Origin of the sequence: Malonomonas rubra, from assembly GCF_003247215.1 — a bacterium.
GTDB classification, from domain to species: Bacteria; Desulfobacterota; Desulfuromonadia; order Desulfuromonadales; family Geopsychrobacteraceae; genus Malonomonas; species Malonomonas rubra_A.
Genome location: NZ_QKAP01000034.1, coordinates 1 through 24,077, shown reverse-complemented (window position 1 = coordinate 24,077; position 24,077 = coordinate 1). Strand labels below are relative to the sequence as shown.

24 protein-coding genes, 1 pseudogene and 1 riboswitch are annotated in these 24,077 nt (G+C 52.0%); of the genes and pseudogenes, 10 read left to right on the top strand and 15 right to left on the bottom strand.

Annotated elements, in window-relative coordinates; translation table 11 throughout:
• The 4 genes from Q7J88_RS03480 to Q7J88_RS03465 all read left to right on the top strand — a co-directional run.
• On the top strand, positions 1–595 hold a 595-nt coding region (locus Q7J88_RS03480; protein WP_303720764.1), incomplete at its 5' end, for a multicopper oxidase domain-containing protein.
• A gap of 58 nt (positions 596–653) precedes the next feature.
• Positions 654–1,457 (top strand): FKBP-type peptidyl-prolyl cis-trans isomerase N-terminal domain-containing protein, encoded by an 804-nt coding sequence (locus Q7J88_RS03475; RefSeq protein ID WP_303720763.1) that lies wholly within the window; start codon positions 654–656, stop codon positions 1,455–1,457.
• Between the two features lie 20 nt (positions 1,458–1,477).
• Positions 1,478–2,152, top strand: coding sequence for an FKBP-type peptidyl-prolyl cis-trans isomerase N-terminal domain-containing protein (locus Q7J88_RS03470; protein ID WP_303720762.1), 675 nt, complete (start codon positions 1,478–1,480; stop codon positions 2,150–2,152).
• Between the two features lie 3 nt (positions 2,153–2,155).
• Positions 2,156–2,839: an FKBP-type peptidyl-prolyl cis-trans isomerase gene (locus Q7J88_RS03465; RefSeq protein ID WP_303720761.1), complete on the top strand. Its 684-nt coding sequence runs from the start codon at positions 2,156–2,158 to the stop codon at positions 2,837–2,839.
• A gap of 33 nt (positions 2,840–2,872) precedes the next feature.
• Here the strand turns inward: Q7J88_RS03465 and Q7J88_RS03460 are convergent, their stop codons facing one another.
• From Q7J88_RS03460 to hflX, 12 genes are all read right to left on the bottom strand, one after another.
• Positions 2,873–4,672: a dynamin family protein gene (locus Q7J88_RS03460; RefSeq protein ID WP_303720760.1), complete on the bottom strand. Its 1,800-nt coding sequence runs from the start codon at positions 4,670–4,672 to the stop codon at positions 2,873–2,875.
• Positions 4,673–4,824: 152 nt separating this feature from the next.
• On the bottom strand, positions 4,825–5,295 hold the full coding sequence (locus tag Q7J88_RS03455) for a hypothetical protein (RefSeq protein WP_303720759.1): 471 nt from the start codon (positions 5,293–5,295) through the stop codon (positions 4,825–4,827).
• A 12-nt stretch (positions 5,296–5,307) separates the two neighbouring features.
• Positions 5,308–5,511 carry a hypothetical protein gene (locus Q7J88_RS03450; RefSeq protein ID WP_303720758.1) on the bottom strand — a complete coding sequence of 68 codons (204 nt, stop codon included), beginning with the start codon at positions 5,509–5,511 and terminating at the stop codon, positions 5,308–5,310.
• Between the two features lie 269 nt (positions 5,512–5,780).
• Positions 5,781–6,926 carry a PLP-dependent aspartate aminotransferase family protein gene (locus Q7J88_RS03445; protein ID WP_303720757.1) on the bottom strand — a complete coding sequence of 382 codons (1,146 nt, stop codon included), beginning with the start codon at positions 6,924–6,926 and terminating at the stop codon, positions 5,781–5,783.
• Positions 6,919–8,097: a PLP-dependent aspartate aminotransferase family protein gene (locus tag Q7J88_RS03440; RefSeq protein ID WP_303720756.1), complete on the bottom strand. Its 1,179-nt coding sequence runs from the start codon at positions 8,095–8,097 to the stop codon at positions 6,919–6,921. Before Q7J88_RS03440 ends, Q7J88_RS03445 begins: the two co-directional genes overlap by 8 nt.
• Positions 8,098–8,200: 103 nt before the next feature.
• Positions 8,201–8,319: riboswitch (SAM riboswitch) on the bottom strand.
• Between the two features lie 76 nt (positions 8,320–8,395).
• The gene (gene cysK / locus Q7J88_RS03435; protein WP_303720755.1) at positions 8,396–9,352 is read right to left on the bottom strand and encodes a cysteine synthase A; all 957 of its coding nucleotides are present in this window, start codon (positions 9,350–9,352) and stop codon (positions 8,396–8,398) included.
• A 479-nt stretch (positions 9,353–9,831) separates the two neighbouring features.
• Positions 9,832–10,107, bottom strand: coding sequence for a hypothetical protein (locus Q7J88_RS03430; RefSeq protein ID WP_303720754.1), 276 nt, complete (start codon positions 10,105–10,107; stop codon positions 9,832–9,834).
• Between the two features lie 92 nt (positions 10,108–10,199).
• Entirely contained in the window at positions 10,200–10,880 is a 681-nt protein-coding gene (locus Q7J88_RS03425) for a Smr/MutS family protein (protein ID WP_303720753.1), read from the bottom strand.
• Positions 10,881–10,901: 21 nt separating this feature from the next.
• Positions 10,902–11,627, bottom strand: a complete 726-nt coding sequence (locus Q7J88_RS03420) for a M48 family metallopeptidase (protein ID WP_303720752.1) — start codon at positions 11,625–11,627, stop codon at positions 10,902–10,904.
• Between the two features lie 118 nt (positions 11,628–11,745).
• Positions 11,746–12,507: a hypothetical protein gene (locus Q7J88_RS03415; protein WP_303720751.1), complete on the bottom strand. Its 762-nt coding sequence runs from the start codon at positions 12,505–12,507 to the stop codon at positions 11,746–11,748.
• A 3-nt stretch (positions 12,508–12,510) separates the two neighbouring features.
• Positions 12,511–14,184: a LysM peptidoglycan-binding domain-containing protein gene (locus Q7J88_RS03410; RefSeq protein ID WP_303720750.1), complete on the bottom strand. Its 1,674-nt coding sequence runs from the start codon at positions 14,182–14,184 to the stop codon at positions 12,511–12,513.
• Between the two features lie 83 nt (positions 14,185–14,267).
• Positions 14,268–15,914 (bottom strand): GTPase HflX, encoded by a 1,647-nt coding sequence (gene hflX / locus Q7J88_RS03405; RefSeq protein ID WP_303720749.1) that lies wholly within the window; start codon positions 15,912–15,914, stop codon positions 14,268–14,270.
• Positions 15,915–16,098: 184 nt separating this feature from the next.
• Between hflX and Q7J88_RS03400 the strand changes: the two genes are divergently transcribed.
• Positions 16,099–17,286: an MFS transporter gene (locus Q7J88_RS03400; RefSeq protein WP_303720748.1), complete on the top strand. Its 1,188-nt coding sequence runs from the start codon at positions 16,099–16,101 to the stop codon at positions 17,284–17,286.
• Between the two features lie 585 nt (positions 17,287–17,871).
• Here Q7J88_RS03400 and Q7J88_RS03395 read toward each other — a convergent pair.
• Together Q7J88_RS03395 and Q7J88_RS03390 are read right to left on the bottom strand one after the other, a co-directional pair.
• Entirely contained in the window at positions 17,872–18,639 is a 768-nt protein-coding gene (locus tag Q7J88_RS03395; protein WP_303720747.1) for an enoyl-ACP reductase, read from the bottom strand.
• A gap of 385 nt (positions 18,640–19,024) precedes the next feature.
• Positions 19,025–20,218, bottom strand: a complete 1,194-nt coding sequence (locus Q7J88_RS03390) for a class I SAM-dependent rRNA methyltransferase (protein ID WP_303720746.1) — start codon at positions 20,216–20,218, stop codon at positions 19,025–19,027.
• Between the two features lie 122 nt (positions 20,219–20,340).
• Between Q7J88_RS03390 and Q7J88_RS03385 the strand changes: the two genes are divergently transcribed.
• Positions 20,341–21,000: a hypothetical protein gene (locus Q7J88_RS03385; protein WP_303720745.1), complete on the top strand. Its 660-nt coding sequence runs from the start codon at positions 20,341–20,343 to the stop codon at positions 20,998–21,000.
• A 47-nt stretch (positions 21,001–21,047) separates the two neighbouring features.
• Here Q7J88_RS03385 and Q7J88_RS03380 read toward each other — a convergent pair whose 3' ends face one another.
• Positions 21,048–22,037 (bottom strand): permease, encoded by a 990-nt coding sequence (locus tag Q7J88_RS03380; RefSeq protein ID WP_303720744.1) that lies wholly within the window; start codon positions 22,035–22,037, stop codon positions 21,048–21,050.
• Between the two features lie 279 nt (positions 22,038–22,316).
• On the opposite strand from Q7J88_RS03380, the gene Q7J88_RS03375 reads away from it, so the two are divergent.
• From Q7J88_RS03375 to Q7J88_RS03370, 4 genes and pseudogenes are all read left to right on the top strand, one after another.
• Positions 22,317–23,111, top strand: coding sequence for a class I SAM-dependent methyltransferase (locus Q7J88_RS03375; RefSeq protein ID WP_303720743.1), 795 nt, complete (start codon positions 22,317–22,319; stop codon positions 23,109–23,111).
• A gap of 194 nt (positions 23,112–23,305) precedes the next feature.
• Positions 23,306–23,482 (top strand): NRDE family protein, encoded by a 177-nt coding sequence (locus tag Q7J88_RS15320; RefSeq protein WP_369681958.1) that lies wholly within the window; start codon positions 23,306–23,308, stop codon positions 23,480–23,482.
• Positions 23,452–23,640, top strand: a pseudogene (locus Q7J88_RS15315) (NRDE family protein); the annotation flags it as partial. The gene Q7J88_RS15320 and the pseudogene Q7J88_RS15315, both read left to right, overlap by 31 nt.
• On the top strand, positions 23,621–23,950 hold the full coding sequence (locus tag Q7J88_RS03370; protein WP_303720765.1) for an NRDE family protein: 330 nt from the start codon (positions 23,621–23,623) through the stop codon (positions 23,948–23,950). The pseudogene Q7J88_RS15315 and the gene Q7J88_RS03370, both read left to right, overlap by 20 nt.
• Positions 23,951–24,077 lie beyond the last annotated feature (127 nt).

Here is a 24,077-nt window from a genome sequence, read left to right as displayed (position 1 = left end):
CCGTCAGCTCAGCCTCAACGAAGAAGAGTCGGCGCAGGTTTGCGTCACCGTTGCTCCGACCGGTGCAATTACCACCGTGGCAACCTTCCCGGCGTTCAACCCGAACATTGTAGCTGACTGCGCTGCATTGGGCGCCGTTCCTCAGGCACCGAAGGCCGCTCTGTTGGGTGCTATCGGTCCTGACCCGCTGGTCGCCAACAACCCGCCCCTGGCAGCCAACCCGCTGCTGTGGAAAGACCCGATCACCGAAAATCCGGCGGAGGGCGCAACTGAGAACTGGGACTTCTACAACTTTACGGTTGACGGACACCCGATTCATATGCACCTGGTGCGTTATGAAATCGTCCAGCGTCAATTGTTCGATCCGCTCAGCCCGACATTCGCCCCAATTGGCGCACCGATTGCGCCGCTGCCGAATGAATTGGGCAAAAAGGACACGGTATTGACCTATCCGGGCGAAATTACCCGGGTGAAGGCAACCTTCGACCTTCCGGGACTGTATGTCTGGCATTGCCACATTGTTGAGCATGAGGACAACGAGATGATGCGGCCCTACTATGTCGGCGTCAAACCGGCTGGATTCCCAGTGCCTTAAGTAACGAACTGTTAACGATCAGCAGTTGCCGCCCCATTTAAGGGGCGGCAACTCTTTTTTGAACTCCATTGCAAAACCGAGTACACATTTATTGAAGCATTACACTAAAACACGCGGACATACAGTAAAGGTACTCATCATGAAAAGATATTTCCTGTTGGTTCCGTTATTGTTGATTTCCTTCAGTCTTGGTTTCTCTGCTGAGCAACAACAAGACCAGCAAATCATCAAAGATGCCCTGGATGAAACCAATTACAGTCTGGCGTACCAACTTGGACGCAAGCTGCTTGAAAAAGAGGTGGAGTTTCGACCAGATGTCATATGGCAGGGTCTGTTCGATGGATATCGCAATTCGTCCCCCCACATGACAGAAGAGGCGATGCAAGCGATCTGGCAGCAATTTGAGGAACAGTCCCCGCTGCCTACGGCAGCCCAGAACCAAGTAAAACGGGTGACGAATGCGGTTGTCGGTTATCGTTTAAAAGGGCAAAAGTTCATTGCGGAAAACAGTACCAAAGAAGGGGTCAATTCCCTTGCCAGCGGAGTACAGTATAAAGTTCTGAAAACCGGCCAGGGGAAACAACCGAAACCAAGCGACACCGTTATGGTAAATTACAAAGCCAAAACCATTGAGGGCTATGTGTATGACAGCAGCTACCCGCTTGGAATTCCTACCCCCACCGAGCTCAAAATCAGCGCCCTGATTCCGGGATTGTCAGAAACCCTGCCTAAAATGAAAGAGGGCGATAAATGGGAAATCTACATCCCGACCCGAATGGCCTACAAAGACTCCGGTCCCATGGCAGGCCAAACTGTTATTTACGAGCTTGAACTACTGGAAATTCTCCCGGAATTCCACTGATATCATCCCCAGGAGGGAACATGAGCAAGCCAATCCTCGCCATCACCATCGCTTTCCTTGTCGCTAACAGCGCTTTTGCAGCAGAGCGGCCAACCCTGAACGGGCAGAACGATGAAATCAATTATAGCGTTGGCCATCAGGTCGGCCGAGACCTGCTTCGCCAGCAAGTGAAGGTAAATCCTGAAATCCTGCTGCAAGGAGTCCTTGATGCCACTAGCGGCGACCAAGCGTTGATGCCATATGACAAAATGATCGACACCCTCGCGGACCTGCGGGAAAAGATTGTCAAACGAGCTGAACTGCAAAAACTAGATATCCGCAACGCTGGCGAAGAGTTTCTCAGACGGAACCGTTCCGAAAAGGGCGTGGAAATACTGTCTAGCGGCCTACAGTATAAAATCATTCAACCCGGTACCGGAGCAAAACCGAGCGCCGGTGATCGGGTTCGGGTCACTTACAGTGGCCGAGATATTTACGGCAAGCCATTCGATACAACCCAGAAACAGGGCGTCTCTGAGCCGGTCGACATAGAGGTTGACAAAGTGATCCCCGGCTGGGGAGAGGCGCTTAAAATGATGCCGGAAGGTGCCGAATGGGAACTGTATATTCCCCAATATCTTGCGTTTAAGGACAAAGGCCCCCTGGCTGGGCAGGCGGTGGTCTATACCCTCAAACTTCTCAAGGTCAACCCCTAAAAGATGCGACTGAAAATAAACAAAATTATCTTTTTTCTTCTGTTGCTGTGCGCCAGCTTCAGCCTGAGCCACGCCGAAGAGGAACCGGAAATGTCTGGTTTGAATGCGGTCAGTTATTCTGCCGGTTTCCGCCTTGGAGATACCTTTATCAAGCAGCGCGTTCCGCTGGTTCCAGAGATGGTCATGCGCGGTCTTGAAGACGCCCGCAACACGATTAAACCGAAGTTGCCCAATGGGCAGATGCGGATGATTCTGCGCGACCCGAAAAAGTACCTGATTGAGGATATGAACAGCCGTGCGGATCTGGCGAAAAAATCTGGACAAACTTTTTTGGAAGCCAACGCTCAAGAACCGGGAGTCAAAACCCTTGAAAGTGGCCTGCAGTATAAAATCATTGCGCCAGGCAGTGGAGCCCAGCCTAAAGCATCCGACTCGGTCCAGTTGAACTATCAGGCGACCACTATCAATGGACAGGTTTTTGATTCCACGGATAAAACCGGGGCACCGGCGACCTTGCAGCTCACCAATGTCATCCAAGGATTGAAGGAAGGCCTTCAACTGCTAGCGGAAGGAGGAAAAGGGGAATTTTATATTCCAGCCGAACTCGCCTATGGCAGCAACGGGCCGCTGGGAAATCAGGTGCTTGTCTACACCGTGGAATTAATCAAGGTGCTGCCAAATCAATAAAATCTTCTGTAGCGAGAAACTTCATCGGTTAGTCTATGAATCCGTTCCCATCTGTTGTCGAACTGTTTCCAACTGCTGCAGAGTCTGCTGCAGACGAACTTCATTGGCTGCGGTGGTAGCGGAATGGCTTTCGCTACGCTGCAGGGCGATGCTCATCGCTTTACGGGTCGCCTCAATGGTCTTGTCGAGTTGATCACGCAATTCGGTTCCGAACTGGCGAAAACTTTTATCCAAGCTTTTGCGCAATGCCCAATCGATCTGCGCCACATTCTGATTGACCAGCTTTCGACTTTCTTCCCGCAGCCTTTTGACCGTCCGCCGATAACGGAATTTTTTACTGAACAGCTTCCGCGACAACTTCTGCCCCAGCGGGTCCATGTCGGAAGTGAACAGGTCGTAACTCCAGGCAGGCGGTTCAAAGGACGTATAAACCTTGCCGGCGACTGGAGCATGATAGGGGATTTCAAAAAGTTCCGCGGCGGTCTGACGAACCTGCTCCATTAGCTGATCGCTGCGCTGCTGATTCAGACGCAGTAATTCGGTGGCCTCCCGGCGGATCACATCGGCGACTGCATTCATCGCCGGTGCGAAAAACTGCTCCGTTTGTGTTGCAACAGTTTCTTGAACCAGTTGCTCCATCTGCTCAACATCCGCAACGCTCTCAAGGTGCGTCTCGATCTGTCCCAGGATCTGCTGTTTTGCCCGCTCGCGGACAGCCTCAACTTCTTCCCCCAAGCGCTTGATGACACGCTTCAAATCACCGGCCAGCACGTCTGCGGCAGCTTGTTGCTCTCGTTCGATCGCCGGCAACGAGTGACGAAACTGGTCCATTCGCAGCTGCAGCTCACTTTCCGGCAGCTTCAGTGCTTTGAGCGAAAGCTGCAACTGCATGATGGCACTGTTAAGCAGATCATTTCCGCGCCGCCTTAAAGCCTGCAGCAGGGTCTGCTGCTTTTCACGGGCAAAAAAATCGATCAGATTTTGCTCAACCAGCTGCATACCGCTCTGCCGCCAGCCTTCCTCATCTCCCGCCAACCTTGACCGTAGCCCTTTGCGAGCGGAGATCGGCATCACTTGCGGAGGCGCATCATAAAAACGACTCAGCTGATCAACCAGAAAGCGTATCGAGGAAGCCTGTTCTTCAACGCTCAGAAAATCTACCTTATTCAGCAGGTAAAAGGTGCGCGGCAGATGCTCTTTGATCTGCTGTAGATAGTCAAGCTCCATCACTGTGATCGGCGGGTCGGGAGAAACCAGAAACAATGCGGCATCGCACTGCGAAAGCACCTGGTGGGCAATCTCGGTGTTGTGCTTCAGCGTCGAGCCGACCCCCGGGGTATCAATCAGCACCACGCCCTGCTGCAACAAAGGGGAGGGATGACTGATCTCTACCCGGCAGACGTGACGCTGGTTATACGGGTTGCCAGCTTCGGTGACGTAATCGTATAAGAAAGCGGCCAGGGAACTCTCGGCAGAGATATCGAAATGTTGGGGTTCTTTATTATCGTTAAAGTAGACCTCCCCACTAACTTTGTCGCCAGCGTGGACAAAGGTCGGTATCGCCGTCACCGGTAGGATATCGGTCGGCAGCAACTCTTCACCGAGCAGTGCGTTGAGAAGTGTGCTCTTCCCCCTTTTAAACTGGCCAAGAACCGCAAGGTGAAAACGCCCTTCCCCAAGCCGCTGTTGAAGCGAGCTGAACTCTTCACCAAAACGGGAATAGTTCTCGCCAAGCGCTGCCAAGCAGCTGTGTGCCTGCTGCAAAAGTTCCGACAGATTCGCTTCGCTTTGCCACTTGGAGGAACCGCCCTCCTCCACTTTCTGATCAACCATCTAGTACCCTCATGATCCAGGTTCAATGAACATCACGCAAATGAGGCGGCAGGATAACATATTTATCTTCGAAAATGGGAGAGAGCTCCGAAAAAAGAATAGGTCCATTACAGACCTGCTCTTTCGGTTTTTAAGATAATGAAGGGCCTTGTTTAGCGCGGCAACGCCAAAGCTTGAGCTTGAGAAGTCATCCGCAACGAGAATCCAGCGAGAATCTGGTGAAGATCTTCTGCCTGATGAGTAAGATGACGGGAGGCTCCTGCCCCATCTTCAGCGTTGGCGTTGTTGGACTGGATACCCTGATTAATCTGCTCCAAGCCTAGGTTGACCTGCTTAATCCCCTCCGATTGTTTACTCGTAGCATCTTTGATTTCAGCCACCAAGCCGCTAACTTTGTAAATCGACTCGACGATGTTTCCGAGCTCTTCAATTTCGATATTGGGGCCAAAGATGTCGCACTCACGGCAGGCGAACCCCTGTTGCGCTTTCGGGCAATGCTTGATAACGGCAAAGGAGTAGCTCGTCACCCAACAAGGATCGTCCTTGCCGAAGCTAGGGCATTCATCTTTGCCGCAATCCTTGATGCTGAAGCAGTTAACCGGTGTTACCATCGGTAAATGCACATCGGTATTTCCCTAGCCAATCCTCTCCAAGGCCATTATTGTCTCACGCAGTGGAACAACAATCATCCGGCCAAGCACAAAAGCAAGAATACAGGCGAGTACGCAGACCTCTATTATGGAAACTGTCTGTAAAATGGAAGCCCGGGCACCCTGATCAGCGAAGGCGTTTAACTGGGCAGAATCGGCAACGGAAACCGTATCAAGGCTGTTTGCCACCTTTGGATATTCAGGATGGCCACCCACCCAATAACAAGGCTCGCCAAGGCAACCAGCAAAAAAGAACCCCACATAGGGACACGAAGACCTTTAAACAAACTTTTCATATCTCCCCCCCCCAAAAAAAAATCAATCAAACCCAATCAAGGAAACCCAAAGTACCCATTAAGGACAAGTAATCAGATGTAATAACCATTATTTTTGTCATAATATGTTTTCCCACATTTCACAGAAAACATCTAAACTACTAACAACAATACAAACATCCGCTAATTAAGCGCAGAATAAAAATCCTCCCAAAGATCCTCGACATCTTCGATCCCGACTGATATCCGCAGTAAGCCTGCACCGATTCCCAGCCGCTGTTTAACTTCGACCGGCATCGCAGCATGCGACATACTCCAGCAGTGGGTCAGGATCGTCTCGACCCCACCGAGGCTCGGCGCGATGATCGGCAAGTGCACATCCCGCAGCAGGTCGGATACCCGCCCGGCATCTTTCAGTTCAAAAGAGAGGACCGCGCCGGCACCGCCGGCCTGGGAGAAATGCAGTTTCCTCTGGGCAAAATCGTCCAGCCCGGGATAGATCACCCGCTTCACCGCCCGATGTTCCCGCAAGCGCTCAGCTAGCGTCAGCGCACTCTGCTGCGCAGCATCGAGGCGCAGCTTGAGGGTTTTCAGACCACGGGACACCAGAAAACAGTCGAACGGCCCAAGCACCGCGCCAAAACCGTTGTGAAAACGCTTCAGCCGCTTTGCCAGATGCTCGTCATCGGTCACCACGATTCCCGCCAGCAGATCACTGTGGCCACCGAGAAATTTGGTCGCGCTGTGAATCACCACATCGACACCAAGTTCTATTGTGCGCTGCAGCAGCGGCGTCATGAAGGTATTGTCGAGCAGGGTCAAAAGCTGATGCTGTTTCGCCAATGCGACAATCGCCCGCAGATCGGAAACAAGAAACGATGGGTTCGACGGGGTTTCGATAAAAATTCCCCGCGTCCGTGGGTTGATCGCGGCGGCAATCTGCTCAACAGCGGTAAAATCTACATAGCTGACCTCGATGCCGAGATCGGGTAACAGCTGGGTCAGATAGCGGTAGCTACCACCGTAAAGATCTTCCGGAGCGATCAGATGGTCGCCGCTTTTCAGCAGCGATAACGCGGTGCCGATCGCCGCCATCCCAGAGGCACAGGCGAACCCGTAGCGTGCGCCCTCCAGCAGGGCGACAGCCTGCTCGACCTGCTCTCGGCTCGGATTGCCGCTGCGGGCGTAATCGTATGACCCAGGTTTCCCTTCCGGATGATGATAGGTAGAGGCTTGATAGATAGGCACCGTTGCCGCGCCGGTGTATGGATCGCGATCCTGCCGCTGGTGAACAAGCTGGGTAGCAACCCGGTAGTTTTTCTCAGCCATGAACAACCCTCCCCGAAAAGTGATTTAAGGCCTGCTGCAGATCAGCAATCAGATCGGCAGGATCCTCCAGTCCGACCGACAGTCGCAGTAGCCGGTTACAGATCCCGAGTCGTTCACGCTCAGCTGCCGGGATGTCAGCATGGGTCTGTACCGCCGGTAAAGTAATTAAGGACTCAACCCCGCCAAGACTTTCGGCAAAAGAGATTAACTGCAAACGTTCCAGAAGCTGTTCCGCAAGTTGGGGGTCATTCAGCCGAAAGGAGAGCATACCGCCGAATCCAGCATTCTGTCGCTTGGTCAGCAGATGACCGGGATGCTCGGGCAGGCCGGGATAATAAACCTTTTCCACCTGCGGCTGTTCCTGCAGCCAGCTGGCCACCTGCAAGGCGCTGGCCGAATGCCTCTCCATCCGCAGCGGCAGGGTCTTCAGACTCCGGATCAGAAGCCAGCAGTCCTGCGGCGGCAAAATCGCCCCGGTCGAGTTTTGCAGAAAATAAAGCCTTTCACCCAGCTCCGCATCTTTGGCGACCAAGGCTCCTGCACAAAGGTCACTGTGTCCGCCCAAATACTTGGTGGCAGAATGCACAACCACATCGGCACCAAGTTCTAACGGTCGCTGCAGAATAGGAGTCAAAAAGGTGTTATCGACAACAAACAGGATATCGTGGCATCGGCACAGTTCGCCCAACGCACGAATGTCGGCCACTCCGAGGAGTGGATTTCCCGGTGTTTCGATCAACAGGGCTCTGGTCTGTCCGGTTATAGCGGCATCGACCGCTGCCACCGATGTGGTATCGACATAGCTAGCCTGCAAACCAAATTTGGCAAAAACCTGATCAAGGACCCGGTAAGTACCGCCATACAGGTCTTCGGAAACCAGCAACTGATCGCCACTAGAAAAGTGCAAAAACAGAGTGGTGAGCGCAGCCATCCCGGAGGAAAACGCTAGGCCGCGGGCACCGCCTTCCAATTCGGCCAGAGCATCTTCGAGAACGTCCCGGGTCGGGTTTCCGCTACGGGTATAGTCATAACCGGTAGATTCCCCAACCCCAGGATGCCGATAGGTGGCACTGGGATAGATCGGAAAGCTGATCCCTCCGGTCTGCTCGTCGCGACCGACACCGATCTGCACACTTCGGGTCGCCAAGCTACTACAAGAACCTTTACTCATCAAATTCATCCCCTTTCTTCTCAACGTCATTTCAGGGGCATAAAAAAGCCCCTTCTCCAGGGATGAGAAGGGGCTTTTCACATTCTGCTGCGTAAAAGCTCCGTCCTCATCTTCCCCGACGCGCACTTGGCAATGTCGAGCAGGAATTAGCACCTGACTCAAAATGTCGAGCTGGTTGCTGTGGTTTCACAGGGCCTGTCCCTCCACCACTCTCGATAAAGACTTATGACTCCTGCTTGGAATCAGGATCTAAAAAAATTTTCAGTTAATGATTGTCAACCTGCTACCCCTATCAGGGTTACACAATCCCTTCGTAAAGCACGCTGCTCAGGTAACGTTCACCTGAATCAGGCAGAATAACGACGATATTCTTACCGGCAAATTCTGGTTCTGCCGTTAGCTTATTAGTCGCCGCGATGGCCGCTCCGCATGAAATTCCAGAAAGCAGTCCTTCCTCTTTTGCCAACCTGCGGGCGAAGTCGATGGATTCATCGTTACTGACCTGCACGACCCGATCAACCATCTCCAGATCGAGAGTATCAGGAATAAACCCGGCACCGATTCCCTGGATTTTGTGCGGCCCAGGCTCCAACATTTTCCCGGCAAGGTGCTGGCTGAGAACCGGACTATCCTCCGGCTCAACTGCAACCGAAATAATCTGTTTTCCCATGGTCCTCTTGATATAGCGAGAAATCCCGCTGATAGTACCTCCGGTTCCGACACCCGAGACCAGCACGTCGACCTGACCATCCGTATCTTCCCATATTTCCGGGCCGGTAGTCTTTTCGTGGATTGCCGGGTTAGCTGGATTCTTGAACTGGTGTAACAGCAGATATTTATCCGGGTCGTTTTCCGCCATCTGTTCTGCCATGGCTACCGCGCCTGCCATCCCTTTGGCACCTGGCGTCAATAGCAAATTAGCGCCAAACGCTTTAAGAACTTTTCGCCGTTCGATACTCATAGTATCAGGCATGGTCAAAGTGATCGGAATCCCTTTAGCTGCGGCAACAAAAGCCAGTGCGATACCTGTGTTACCACTAGTCGGCTCGACGATTTCCATGCCTGGCTTCAGGATCCCTTTCTCCAAAGCGTCCCAGATCATCGCAGCGCCGATCCGACATTTAACCGAATAAGCCGGGTTTCGACCCTCAATTTTGCCAAAAACGTTGACATCAGGCTGATTAATAATCCGATTTAAGCGCACTAAAGGGGTGCGTCCGATAGACAACGAGTTGTCTTCAAAAATCTGTCCCATCAGATATCTCCTCCTTAACCCTTTCGCAAAACCGGCCCGAGCCTTCCCTATTGGTTGAGTAGCTTTTGAAAAATACCTCAACATATCTTATAAGTCAAGTTTAAACACATTTAACACACAATATCTCCACCTATTAAGCGAGGAATCATTCAACAACATTGCCATCTAATCTTTTGGCATACGGACTACACCCTCGACTTAATCATTTTCAGATCTAGAGCAATACGAACACAAAACAGCTAATTTCTGTGTTTTTGGCCAATTATTGCTCATTATCTGGCTACAATAACCAACCAGTTGGGAGGGGATCGCGACAAGGATTTGAAAGGTACTACCGTTTGGTTGGAATAAGCGAAAAGAAATTACTGCCCACATACCCGAATAAAGCTGCACCAACCACCCTGAGGGCAAAAAAAATACTGCTGTATGAATTTTCAAAACATACAGCAGTTTCTGGTTTTTCTGTAGCAAAACAAATATTATTCCGATATTTCCCCCACTGGCTTGGCCACCTCAGGCTCCCCAGCATGAACCCGATCCCGACTGCGTGTCTGATCCTGGGGCTGATCCTGAAAAGTATCGTACTGATATTGAATCTGGTTCTGATGCCGATTCGGCATCCCCGAAGCACCATCACCGCCGTTTCCGCCACCGCAGTTAGCAGCAGTAGACTGCGAAGCGAAGAACCCTTTTGACAAGTCTATAGTGACCGGGCTCAGGACAACCAACCAGTGTTTACTGAAGGCATTTCTCATTCCGGTCATCCTTTTGGTCACGGTTATGAATCAGGCTTTATGCCTACAACCTAAAAAACGCAGCCCATAGAGATCGGTTGACCAACAAAAAATTATCGCTGCGTTTCCCGGAGAAACAGAACCAGTGCACCATCACCACCGTACTGCTTCGGCGCCCGTGCCCATTCGGCGACTGACTGACGCCCCTCATTCTGCAAAAAACGTTCTGCTTCAATGCGCAGTACCGGTTCGCCATCAATTGAATTCAACCCACGACCGGTGATCACCAACAACGTCCGCCACCCTTGCCGTTGGGCATTTTGCAGAAAGAACTGCAGCTTTGCCACAACATCGTCACGTGTGAAACCATGTAGATCGAGGGTCGCTTCCGGCACCAGCTTCCCCTTTTTTAGCTGCTTCATCCGACGCGGTGCTGCTTCTGGCGGACTTCCCTCTTCCGCATAGCTGTCACTGAATTTAACTTGAAGCTCCCCCATCGCCTGCAAGAACTGCTCTTCCTCATTCTGCTCTGCAGCCCGCCGAATATCTGTACTGTTTTCCCGAAGACCTACCAATTCTGAAGACTTCTCAATGCATGGAGAGAGTCGCTCTACTCCGAGCGCCTCCATCTCCTCGGCAAAAGAAACAGGATCTTCGGCTTTTTTTTCCGCAGGTTTCTGTTTCGGTTTTTCGTCCTGCTGGCCGCCGGATACAGCAAACCCCCTCAGATCACTGAAGGGGCTCGAATGAAACTCTTTATTTTTCGGCATAGCAGGCTTTTTCTTTTTCGCCATTACTCTCCCCTGAAATCTGTATCAGCGGACCACTTGCTTTCGTCGACCAGTCATCGCCTTGGTCTGTTTTTTGATCAGCGCTCCCTGCTTTTCCAAATGGAACTGATACCACATATCACCAAAGCCCTTCATCTTCATCTTTTTTCCAGCCTGCAGCAGTTCAATATTTTCCTGCAGCCGCTCATCCTTGGAGGTTTTCTTCAGCCCTTTTTCCAGAATTATAATCCCCTTTTGCCGTTCGCCAACCTTTTCTAGGCAGTAGGCATACAGGGCATAAATCATCGGTTCCTTGGCAGCACCGGAAATCGCCTTATCGAATGTTTCAACCATCTTGCTGGTTTTATTTTTCTTCATATAGGAGATGGCCAGCATCGCCATACCGACCCAATTGCGCACGAAACCTTTCTCCAGATAAGGAACCGCCTCATTGAAATCACGCTTCATATAAAGGATGCTGCCGATCTGCGAATTGATCTGCTGCTTGATATAGAACTGCCAGGCACCATATTTCATGCCTGCCTTAAGCGAAGCGATCGCCTTCTCGGCGCGGTTGGCCATGACATCCTGCTGGGCACTCATCATAAGCGCCTCAACCTTCTTCATCACCACCCGGACAATCAGGATAAACGGCAGGAAAAACCCGACCACGGAAACCGCCACGATAATCGGCAAGCTGTCGGTCACAAACTTATTCATCAACGCTGCGGTCAACGCTGAGATGGCAATTGATATAATGGTATTCAGCATGAAAGGATTCCTTTTTTCGGTCGCGTTCTGTTTTCCTGACCGGCAGCTGCCGGACAACAAATTTAGGCGCTGAACTTTAGCAATCAACGCCGGAAATGTCAAAAAAATCCCGTCCCCATCAGCGCGGTAATTGCCGGTGTTCGACCAAGCGATCAATACCGAGTTCGGCAAGGTTTTGTGGCAACTGCCCAAGTCGGATAAACTGGCTGTTACCTGCCTGCAGTAAGGGATGCGAGGTTTCCTCGGTTGTCAGGCGAAAAACTTCACCGCAAGCTACCGAACAACGCCGGCCATTGCAATCCTGATGAAAGGGGCAATTTCGGCTTGAAGTGACCATCGCATACGGGGTGTGTAAAGTGCCGCACAGGGCTTTTGGCAGCGGGGCGACCCCCTGCAGCAGATTATCCAGTTCGACCCGCCTGATCCCCTGCTCCTGCAGCAAGGAAACTGCTTCGGCGCTGTACCAACTACCTTGACGGAAATACTCCAGCGCTTCAGAACTGAGCGACAGATCTTCAATCCGCGGTCCGCGTTTTTGTCCGGAAAGAACCCGACCAAGCACCACCTCGATCTGCGGCAGCAATTCCCGCACTAGGTGCAAGGTTCCGAAATCGGAGATCACCACCTCATCATCAGGCTGGAGTTGTTTTGCCAAAGAGGTAAATAGCGCGGAAAGTTCGGCGAGGGTTTCTTCGCGGAGAATCGGGGTTACCAAGGTAAACGACAGTCCGGCGGTACGGGCGGCATCAAGTACCGCTTCAATCTGTCGGCGAGGCGGGAAAGCCCAGCTACAAAATTCAGTCCCGAAATAAAGCCGTTGATATTTATCCGGCAACACCCCATCCCAGCGGGACAAAAAGAGGGCACGCTCGACGGCCACTGTTCACCCCTGCTGCGAGACGGGAACCATCAGGGTTAATTTTTGCCCAACCCTCAGCACTTGCCCACGGGAAAGGTCGTTCCATAGACGGATCATCTCCAACTCGATATCGAACTGTCGACTGATCTCCCACAGGGTATCGCCAGGCTGTACATGATAAACAACCTTTTTCGCCGGCCCGACCTTTTTTGCCACCCTGTTTCTGCCCGGTTTGGAGACCGCCAGTTTTTGCCCCGGCTTGAGCAGGTTGCTCCAGCCGAGCCGGTTCCAGATCCGCAACTCCTTCTCGGTCACCCCGAAACGGCTGGCGATCTTCCAGAGGCTGTCACCAGAGCGGACAGTGTAGGTTTTACGATAGCTGCGTTGATAGTTGTCGGCCAGCGAATCGACCGGCAGGCTGGTGAAGTTCTCCTGCAACGGCAGAATCAGGTCCTTGCCGATTTTCAGAGCGCGCGGGTCCTTGATACTGTTCAGGGTAATAATATCATCAATCTGGATGTTATATTTTTTCGCCAGCTTGCCGAGGGTATCGCCCGCCTTGATCTGGTGCCGATGATAGCGGGCCCGCTCTTCCTCAGGCAGCTCCGCATAGCCCTGCAGGAATTGTTCAAGGGTGCCGGCAGGAATCTTCAACTGATAATCGTTCGCGCCCGGTGGCGTGCTCCAGCGTTTTAATGCCGGGTTCAGCCCCTTGATCGTTGCATAATCGGCATCGCAGAGACGGGCAACCACTTCCAGATCGGTGCTGGTGGGGACACTCACCGTGTCGTAGTTGAACGGTTCCTCCACTTCCAGATCGGCAAATCCGTTGCCCTTCAAGTCACGGACGATTTGCAGTGCCGCGATCAATTTCGGCAGGTAATTTTTGGTTTCCTCGCGTAGTACCTTGCCGTCTGTCAGCTGCCAGAAATCACTGCTGCCGCACTTTTTGATCGCCTGGCGCACCTTACCGCCACCGGCATTGTATGCAGCAACCGCCAGATACCAGTCGCCGTCAAAGCGCTGATGCAGATATTTCAGATGCTTGGCCGCAGCGTGGGTCGCCATCTCGATATCACAGCGTTCATCCAGCCACCAATCGTTCTTCATTCCGTACAACTTGGCAGTACTCTCGATAAACTGCCAAGGCCCGGCCGCATGAGCCCAGCTATAGGCCCGCACATTGAAGCCGGACTCGATCATCGCCAGATAAGCCAGATCCCTTGGCACCCCCTCTTCGGCAAAAACCTGCTGAATCATCGGGATGTAGCGTCCAGCCCGAGCCAGCCACTTGGAGAAGGTATTGCGGGCATTACCGGTATAAAGCTTGTGCAATTTTTCGACCCGTGGATGATCGGCGAGCGGGAAGTCCCCCCAATAAGGCAGCTTGGAAACCGATACCGGGGCTTCAATAACCTCCACAGGTTCTTCATTCACCGGCTCCAGAAGGTCCATGGGCTCCATCAGCAACGCCTGGTTGACTTCCAGCGGAACCTGTTCCAACGGGGGCAACTCTGCAGCCTCTTCGACCTCTTCAATACTGGGTGACTCGCTGACCGGATCGGTTTTCACATTCTCCGACACGACGACGGTCACGTCTTCGATAATTTCAGGAGCTAAATGAACCTGCTGCCGAAAAGGGTAAAAACACCCGCCCACGGCAACCAGCAACCCTATGACAATCATCAATCTCAACATACCAATTTCCAATAATATTTATTTTTCAAGTAGATAATAAGTTCATCCGCCGCACGCAGACTAAAATATACTGTCGACCAATGTCAAGACAGGTCCCCCTCATGAAAATCCTCTTCCGGCCAAAAGCGGCGCTGCAGCTCTTCCAGCAGTGGTTTGAAGCTGGCGCGATCGAAAGCACTGATCGGGATTGCATCGTAACGCCGACAAAGATGCGGCAAATCCGCCGGGTCAACCTGATCGATCTTGTTAAACACCAACAGGCGCGGCCGGGTTCCTAGCTCAAGGCTTTCCAGAATATTATCGACCGATTCGATCTGTTCGTTAAATCTGGGGTTGGAAAGATCGACCAAATGCAGCAGCAGATCGGCATCCTCCAATTCTTCCAGGGTGGCTTTGAAGGCCCCCATCAAACTTTTCGGCAGATCGCGGATGAATCCGACCGTATCAGTGATAATAACCTCCCGTTCGAGGGGAAAACGTAAACGGCGCGTCGACGTGTCGAGGGTGGCGAACAATAGATCTTCGGTGAGTACCTCGCTCTGAGTCATAGCATTAAGCAGGGTAGATTTTCCGGCGTTGGTATACCCGACGATTGAGATAATCGGCAGACCGGCCCGCACCCGCTTCTGGCGTCGTTGTAAGCGTCCACGACCAAGGTTGTCGAGCTGTTGTTCCAGCCGGCGGATCTTGTCGCGAATGCGCCGTCGGTCGATTTCCAATTTGGTTTCCCCCGGCCCTCGTCCACCGATGCCGCCCATCAGCCGTGACATGGCGGTCCCCTTCCCGGTCAAACGGGGCAGGATGTATTTAAGCTGTGCCAGCTCCACCTGCACCTTGCCATCGCGGGACTGGGCGCGATGGGCAAAGATATCGAGGATCAGCTGGGTTCGATCGATAACCTTGATTTCCGTGACCTCCGAAATCGAGCGGACCTGATTGGGGGTCAGATCCTGATCGAAAACCAGCAGGGTCGCGCGGCGCTGCAGGGCACTGATAATGATCTCACGCAGCTTCCCTTCGCCGACCAGAAAACGGGGATTCAGTTTCCGTGGCCGCTGGATCACCTTATCGATTACCGCCAGGTTCGCGGTGCGGGCCAATTCTTCCAGCTCGTCCATCGAGTCTTCAACCTGCTGGCGAGACCCCCTGCCAACTGAAATCAACAGCGCCCGTTCCCGACCGTCATCCAGATCAACCGTCTCCGCCGTGATCCGCTCCATCTCCTGCTCAAGAGCCTGAATAAATGCAGAGAAATTGAGCTTCAGCTGATAAAAATCGCTGAGTGAAACAGTTTCAATCTCGGCTTTTTCCGCCGATGGCAGCAGATGAGCATATTCGAGACGCCCCGGAAAACCATCTTCGCGCACACCAAGGGCAACCATGGTATCGAGCCGCAATAGCTCAAGGTCGGTCAAGTCGTCCTGGCTTAAGGGTTCCTGCTTCAAGTGGGTATGAATACAGCGCAGGCCACGAAGACCGCTTCGACCAAGGCTGTACTTCGACAGGTCGGGAATGACAATCTCGCGATCGTCGCCAACAATGACATATTCGACCACCCCAGAGCGATCGATCAATACGCCGAGCTGGCGTTGAATCTCACTGGAGAGTTCGGTCAGATAACGGGCCAGCTCGCCAGTGATCAATTCACCGGCCGGAATCTTGCGGCGGTAAATCCGCTCTAGCGCATGAATCTGACTGGCCTTAAGGCCAGTAGTTTTGCCTTCTATCATCAAACGGCCCCGAATAAATCCATAAGCAAATAAATGTACGCTTACCCTGAGAAGGGCAAGTAAAAAAGATTTGAGTTTTAAACTTCTTGCAGCAATTAATAACAAATGAACATAGCACAATCAACTGTTCGCTCATAATCTTAAACCGTGGATATTATGCACGAATCGAGCTATCTTGCTCGACATGTCCAGATTAAACGCCAATCTCAAAAAACTCTACGCCTTCTCCTGCCTGAAGATGAGCCTGTTCCCGATGGCGATCATCACCCTGTTTTGGAAGGACCAGATCGGCCTGAACCTGACGGAGATCTTGCTACTACAGGGGATCTTCGCTGTCGCCATGGTGATCATGGAGTACCCGTCAGGCTACCTGAGCGACCGGATGGGCTACAAAAAAGCACTCAACTATGCGTCCCTGCTCGGCGTCGTCGGTTGGGGGCTGTACACGATCGCCGAAACCTTTGCCGGTGTACTAATTGCTGAGATATTCCTCGGGATCTCCTTCTCCTTTATCAGCGGGGCGGACAACGCCCTACTGTTCGAAAGTGTCAAAGGGACTGAGGATGAAGCAGCCTACCCACGTCTCGAAGGGAGGATGAGCGGTTGCGGCCAGATCGGCGAGGCCTGTGGAGCGATCTTTGCTGGCCTACTCTATGATGCCGCCCCGCTGCTACCGTTTTTCATTCAGGTCGGGGTCTGGGCGCTCGCATTCCTGCTGACCTGCACATTCAGGGAACCGGAGCGCCAGATCGAACATCCTACCAGCCACTTAAAAGAAGCTGCTCGCTCGACCCGCTACGCGCTAGTTGAAAACAAACGGCTGCGTTACACCATCCTGCTCAACCTGGTGCTGGGCCTGGCTTCCTTCTACCCCGTCTGGTTGATTCAACCTTACATGCAGGATGGCTGCGTCCCGCTCGCCTGGTTCGGGCCGATCTGGGCGATCGCCAACTTGAGCGTTGCGCTGTTTGCACTGGTCAGCCACCGCAGCCACCTAGTGTTGGGCGATAAACGAATGGTGTTATTGTTTGCGATCCTAGTTATCGTCGGTTATCTCGGTCTCGGCTTGAGCGGGGGAATGTGGGGCTTCGTTTTCTACTACCTACTGACCAGTATGCGTGGGCTGCGCGGCCCGATGATGTTGAACCACGCCCAACGGGAGATTCCATCAGCCAACCGCGCCGGCATCCTCTCACTGCAATCACTCTGTTTCCGGCTCGGCTTCGTTTGCACAGGCCCGCTGATCGGCATTCTGGCCGATGCCGTGGGTGTGCAACAAACCTTCCTCTGGCTGGCGACGGCTTTCGGTGTGGTACTGCCACCTGTAATCTGGTTGTTTGAACGACAGTTGCCAGCTGTTGCTAACGATTAGAGGTTGAATTGTTAATTGACGTTATCGGCGATGCCGGCCAAAGCAATGAAGCCCTGATTTTTTTGCAGCTGAAACTTCAGATGGCCGTGAATAGATTCTTGCAATAAAATAGTTACGTCCGGGAACCTGAATGCGTTTCCCGGCCGCCAAATCCACGTTAAAGCATGTCAGGCAAAATCCCCCCTAATGGCTGGCATCATATTGTCCGGTGGCCTCCCCGTTATTTTTAAAGGGTCATGACCATTTAAAAATATTCTTTTCTCTTGCAGCGGTCTTGTTTTTCCCCCGTGAAGTATTCCCGAAAGAATACCTTGCATGCAGCAGATTGGCCGGATTGGTATTTTTGAAAGAGGCTTCAGGTATCCAGCAGATTGCAATTCTCCATCTACATTCTCCTATTTTGGAATTTGAGGCTAACTTGCTGCAAAGTCACCATTAAATTCCAAACGACAGACAATTAGAACTGGGCTATGAAGTGTTAAGCAGCTTTGAAAGGGAATTATTGATGCAGCAACGGGGGGATGAAATGCAAAAGGCTTCCCAGGTATAGGAAGCCTTTTAGTGACAAATTGATGTACGATTCCTTTACCCGGCAGCAGTACTGAACCCACCGTCCACATAGTGAATCTCGCCGGTCACGCCGCTGGCCAGGTCAGACAGCAGGTAAAGGCTTGCCTTGCCGACCTCGTCCTGCGAAACCAGGCGCTTGAGTGGCGCACCTTCCTCGGCAAAACGGAGCTTCTCTTTAAAATTGGAAATCCCGGATGCGGCCAGGGTTTTGATCGGCCCAGCCGAAACGGCGTTGACGCGGATTCCCTTCTCGCCCAACTCGGCGGCTAGATAGCGAACCGAGGATTCGAGGGCAGCCTTGGCGACACCCATGACATTGTACTGTGGCACCGAGCGGACCGAGCCGAGGTAGGTCATGGTAACGATGCTGCTGCCTTCCTTGAGGATCGGCATCGCGCAGCGAGTCATCGAAACCAACGAGTAGGCGCTAATATCGAGAGCCAGCAGGAAGCCATCGCGGCTGGTCTGGCTAAACGGCTGTTTCAGGTCTTCGCGGTTGGCAAAGGCGACCGCATGAACGACGAAATCGAGTTCGCCCCATTTCTCTTTCAAAATATCGAAAACGCTCTGCATCTGCGCTTCATCCTGAACATCGCAAGGAAGAATAATTTCCGCTCCCAGGCCCTCAGCCAGGGGACGGACCCTCTTTCCCAGCGATTCGTTCAAATAGGTAAAAGCCAGTTCAGCACCGGCAGCATGCAGCTGCTGAGCGATCCCCCAAGCAATACTTTTGTCATTTGCCAAGCCAAAAATAATGCCGCGTTTCCCGGTCATCAGTCCCATGATTTTTCCATCTCCTTAACCTTCAGTGTAAAGAATGGTCCTTTTTAGCAAAACTGCCAAGTGATAGCAAGCCGAGTTATCTGCTCACCGACTTTTGCCATCCTTGCTATAAACAAGCTGTCAGCCCAACCCGGTTTACGATTTGTAATATCGTGCTATAATAAACTAGTCTCTAGCTCAAAGGAGGAAGATGTTATGCAAGTCTCTGATCCACCAGGCCAGTTAGGGGAAAGCCAATCATTCTAACAATCTTTAAAATCCGGATGCATGTTATGAGCTGCACCGAAAAAGGTTCCCTCAATGGGAGCACTCACAGATAGATTTAAAGGATAAAAGGCTCCGAAAAAGTTCGGAGCCTTTTACATGGTTAACTTTTGTTTTTCAGCTACAACTTGACGTTGATGACAAATTTCAGATAGCGCCCTTCCGGAAAAGAAACCGAGCAGGGAAAATCTTCCGGCTGACCGCTGGTAAAAATAGTCCGCAGATCTTCACCGGCCTGCAATGCCCCGCGCCGCAATTCTTTCAGGTATTCCTCCATTGACACTTTCTGGTGATTCGAGGAACTGATCAACAACCCTCCCGCAACCAAAAGCGGCAGAGTTTCGGTGACCAGTTTGGCCGTGCCGCCGTGGGTGGAAAAACGGCTCTTTTTCGTTGTTGAAAATGATGGCGGATCGAAAAGGATGATGTCAAAGGTCTGCCTCTGTTCGCGCAACTTTTTCACTTCGGCGAACACATCACCGACAATGAAATTGTGCCGCTTCGGGTTAATTCGGTTGAGAGAGAAATTCTCCCGGGCCACTTCCAGATACTTCTGTGAGACATCGACACTGGTCACCTGTTTGGCCCCAGCTGCAGCGGCGGCCACGGAAAAAGCTCCGGTAAATGCAAACAGGTTTAGCACCCGTTTGCCAGTAGCCCGCGCCATCAATTCGCGGCGGTTACGGCGCTGGTCAGGGAAAAGGCCGGTGTTCAGTCCTTCGCGTAGATCGACCAGATAGTCGAGGCCGTTCTCCCGCACCATCAGAGGCACCGGAGCTGCTTGACCGGCGATCAGTTTGCTGTATTCCTTATTCCTGGTTTTAGCTTCCAGTTGACGGGTTTCCTGCGGGCGCAACTTGCGATAAATCCCCTGAGGCTCATAGACCTGCTGCAGAGCCTTGGTCAGCGCAGGCAGATGCGCATCCCAAGCTTGGCTGTAGAGTTGCAGCATCAGATAGGAACCATAACGGTCGACGGTCAGACCGGGCAACCCGTCCCCTTCCCCATTAATTAATCGGTAGGCATCAGTCTCTTCCAGCAATGCGTTTTGCCGCAAGTTTTCCGCCAGGCGTAATTTCGTTTCAAACCAAGCCACATCCAGCCTCAACTCACCAACTCCTAAAACTCGAGCGACAATCCGATCGCGCGGATCATACAGGGCTGTAGCCAGCTGTCGTTGCTTATCATCGACCAGTGCGATAAGTTCACCCGACTGCCCCTGAGGCCACTTTTTCGTAAAACGATCCGCAATAACCCAGGGGTGCCCGAGTTCAAGCATACGCAGGGTATCCGGTCCAACTTGGCATATTTTCATGCGACCTCCTAAAAGTTGCTGATTTTTACCTAAGCCGTGCCACAAGTCCAGACAAAACGCCTGTGCGTCAAGCGGCAGCTGTGCTATCTTCCCGGCGAACAAATCAACGAATGGAGCAAGGGATGCGGGAAACGGCAAAAACCAAAGGCGAACTAATTATCGAGCAACTGATGCGCGAACTCGACCCGAGTTCGCCACGTTACCAGGTACTGTCTACTGCCCGACAGTTCAAATCCTCTTGGGTGGAACTGGGCGAGCAGTTGAACAAGGTAAAGAATCAGGGCGAATTCCAGACCTGGGGCTACGACAGTTTTGAGGATTACTGCTCACGGGAAATCCGCATTCGCAAAGAAACCGCACGCAAGCTGACGTTCGCCTATCGTTATCTGGAGCAGGAGGAACCGGAATTGGTCAGTGCCGAACGTCGCCTGCAGCCGTTACCCGACTACCGGGCCATCGACCTGCTGCGTCAGGCCCGCGAAGAGCAGGGATTCACCGACGACGAATACGCGCAGCTACGTGAATCGATCATCGACCAGGAACGCAGCTACCCGACGATTCAGAAGCAGTTCCGTGAAGTAGCCCATCAGCACAACCCTCCGCAGGTCGACCCGCTAAAAGAAGTGCGCAACGCCCTGACTACCGCCCGCCGACTCAACAATCAGCTGGAAGAGATGGACAACTTTTCTCCAGATCATATGAAAGAGTTGCACGGCCTGATGGATGAGCTGCACCGAATGGAACAGCAACTGACTGAGCAAGGCGAAACCCTGGTGGAATAATGCAACATGGGCGACATAAAGTCGCCCATGTTTTCAGTAACTGAAGGCTAGAAGCTAAACGGCAACCAGCGATAGCCGAGCGCCAGAATCAGCGTACCGCTGATGCAAATAGTCAGATAGAGAGCCAACACCCGCTTGCGGAACATGGAGATAAACAGCGCCATAACCGGCAGAGCAGTAACCGGGCCACCGACCAGCAGAGCAATTCCCGCACCTTTCGACAGCTGGACCCCTTCTCCGAACTCGGGGGAAACAAAGCCATAAAGCATTGCTGCTGCGGTGACCTGCGGCATATGCAGCGGAATGGTGGCAAAGGTCAGGGCGAAGATCGGCATCACCCCGGTCCCCTCCAACAACATTGAAATCCACTCGTTAGGAATCAGCTGCAGCGCGATCACTTCTACAGTGATCCCGATCAGGGCAAACTTGCCAATCTTCAGTGTTCCCTCCCAAAACTTGGCAAGAAAAACATAAAATTTGTTATGGGTGCAGCGATCAACCCGGTGCGAAAGCTGCTTACCGCAGTCACAGCGCAGCTCTTCAACTGGGTAATCGGGATCGTGGAAATTCCCTTCCGGCAACTTCTGGCGGAAGATGATTTCCTCACTAAATCCATAGGGCCGCAACAATTGGGTCAGGTAACCGGCAAACAAACCAAGAGCAATGGCGCTAAAAAGAACCATATTCGCCCAAACCGCTCCGAGTTCCCAGTTGAGCAAGGTATAGCCGGCCGGACTCATCAGAGGGGAAGTCACCAGCAAAGCCATGGCCGGCGCAAGTGGCAATCCGGCCAGCAACAATGAAATCACTAGAGGAAGCGTCGCACAGGCACACAAGGGACTAACCGCGCCGAGCAGTGTTGCTAAAACGATGGCCCAGCCACCGAACTTGGTCAAAGCATGGCGAATTTTCACATGCCACTTCAAAGTTCGGATGGTTGCTTCAAGTAACACCCCGATGGCAATAAAAGGCAAAATATAGAGGAACTCATCGAAAATACCTGTCAACAACTGCTTAACAATCCCTACAAAATCCATCTCTAATAATTTCCTCAACCAAGGAAGAGGCCCGGCCTGACAAGCGTTCGGTCAATGCCAAGGCGAACTTTGACAACTTTTTGCCAATAGGGAACTAGCCAATACTCTTTAAAAGCCACCTTCAGCAAAACATTCAGATCAAACAGCAAAAGCTATGCCTTTTTGTTGCTTGATCCCAACACGCTAGACACGTCCGAAAAATACCGTAAAGGTCAAATATCTCCAAGACTTTTCGTATTTCAATGCTATACTGCTGTTTGTTATTGGGGAGGAAAATGAATGGATAATAAATTCAAGAATCGAGTCCGGGAGCAGTTTGGTAAAACTGCCCTCGCTTATGTTCAGGCTGCTCATTTTTCCGGCGGTGAAGATCTCGAAGAAGCGGCTCGGCTACTGCAACCGACCCAAGAAGACAATCTACTGGATGTTGCCTGCGGTGGAGGCCATACAGCTCTCTTTTTTGCCCCGATGGTGCGGCAAGTGGTTGCCTCCGACCTGACCATGCAAATGCTAAAAAAAGCCCAAGAGCATTTGGCTGAGGAAGGTGGTGTTGATAACGTCATTTTCCGCGAGGCAGACGCCGAGGACCTACCGTTCCCGGCCGGTTCTTTTACACTATTAACCTGCAGGATAGCACCACACCACTTCCCTGATGTCCCGCAAGCCCTGCGTGAATTCCACCGCGTATTAAGACGTGGCGGCCGAATGGTTATTATCGACACCCTGCTCCCATCTGATCCGGAAATCGCTGAATTTTACCAGACCATGGAACAGATGCGAGACCCGACTCACATTCGGGCGTTTAACGAAGAAACCTGGAGGAATATGATCCTTGATGCAGAATTGATCCTGCACGAAACTAAGATCATCCCCAAAACTCATGATTTTCAGGAGTGGGCAAAGCGGGCCGGGTTGAACCGCAAAGAGATTCAGGAATTGAACAAATTCTTTATGGAAGCACCGCAAAAGGTACACGACTACTTCAAGATAGAGTCTTTTGCCGGGGAAGTAGAAACCTACACCGATCAAAAGTTGTTGATTTATGCCTGTCGTAAAGAGAAAGAGAAAAAATAAGTTGCACCACCCAAAAACCCAATGGGGCCGAAAGCGGCCCCTTGCCAATTAATCCACAATCGTAGTGCAAGATGTGCCTGATACTCTTCCCCTAACAAACCCACCCACTTGCCCCACTAATCGTTGCTGCAAATCGTGTTGAATTCTACGCTCGACCGATTCAAAAAACCCACTGAAGAGCAAGCGATCCAGACATCCTGGCAGGAAAAAACCTGCAGGCAGGAGAAACTTGGCAGGGAATTTTCAGAAACGGCAGATTCACTGCCATCACCAATATCAGGGAACCGCACCATCAGCCAAAGACAAAACCTAGCGGCTTGCTTCGGAAAATTATCTCGCTAGCAGCCTGTCTGACACAGAGTTCAGCCTAGCCATAGCGAAATCAAAGGGCAACTACCAAGGATACAATCTACTCCACGGAAGCGTTGGGCAACTTTATTATTACCCGAACAGACTTCCCGAAGTGAAACGTTTAATGCCAGGTATTTACGGACTTAGTAAGGGAACAACTGAACACTCTCTGCTCTAAAGTCAATGTTGGGAGAAAACATTTGCAACAGCAACTACAGAGTCCGGACTTGTCAACAGATCGACTTCTCGACATTCTTGCTGCTAAAGTGATTTTTCCCGATGCCCATTTGCCAGTAACAGGTGGTAGCCTTGAATGGGAACGGCTACTATCTGCAATCTGCATCACTGGCCAGGAATACGGCTCCCGAAGCTTGACGGTTTTGCTGATCGATCAACATGCGCAAGTTCACTTCCATGAAAGAATCATCACCCCGGGACAAACACGAGAGTTCATGACGCGGTTTCAAATCGAAAATCGAGTAGGGTGAGGTGGGTTGATCAATACCCACCTCATCCCTCTCACAGAACCGTGCGTACGGGCCTCGTACACGGCTCCTGTCCATCCTCCCTCAATCACGCTGAGACAGGCGGGGTCTACAACGCTCCCTCCCCTGC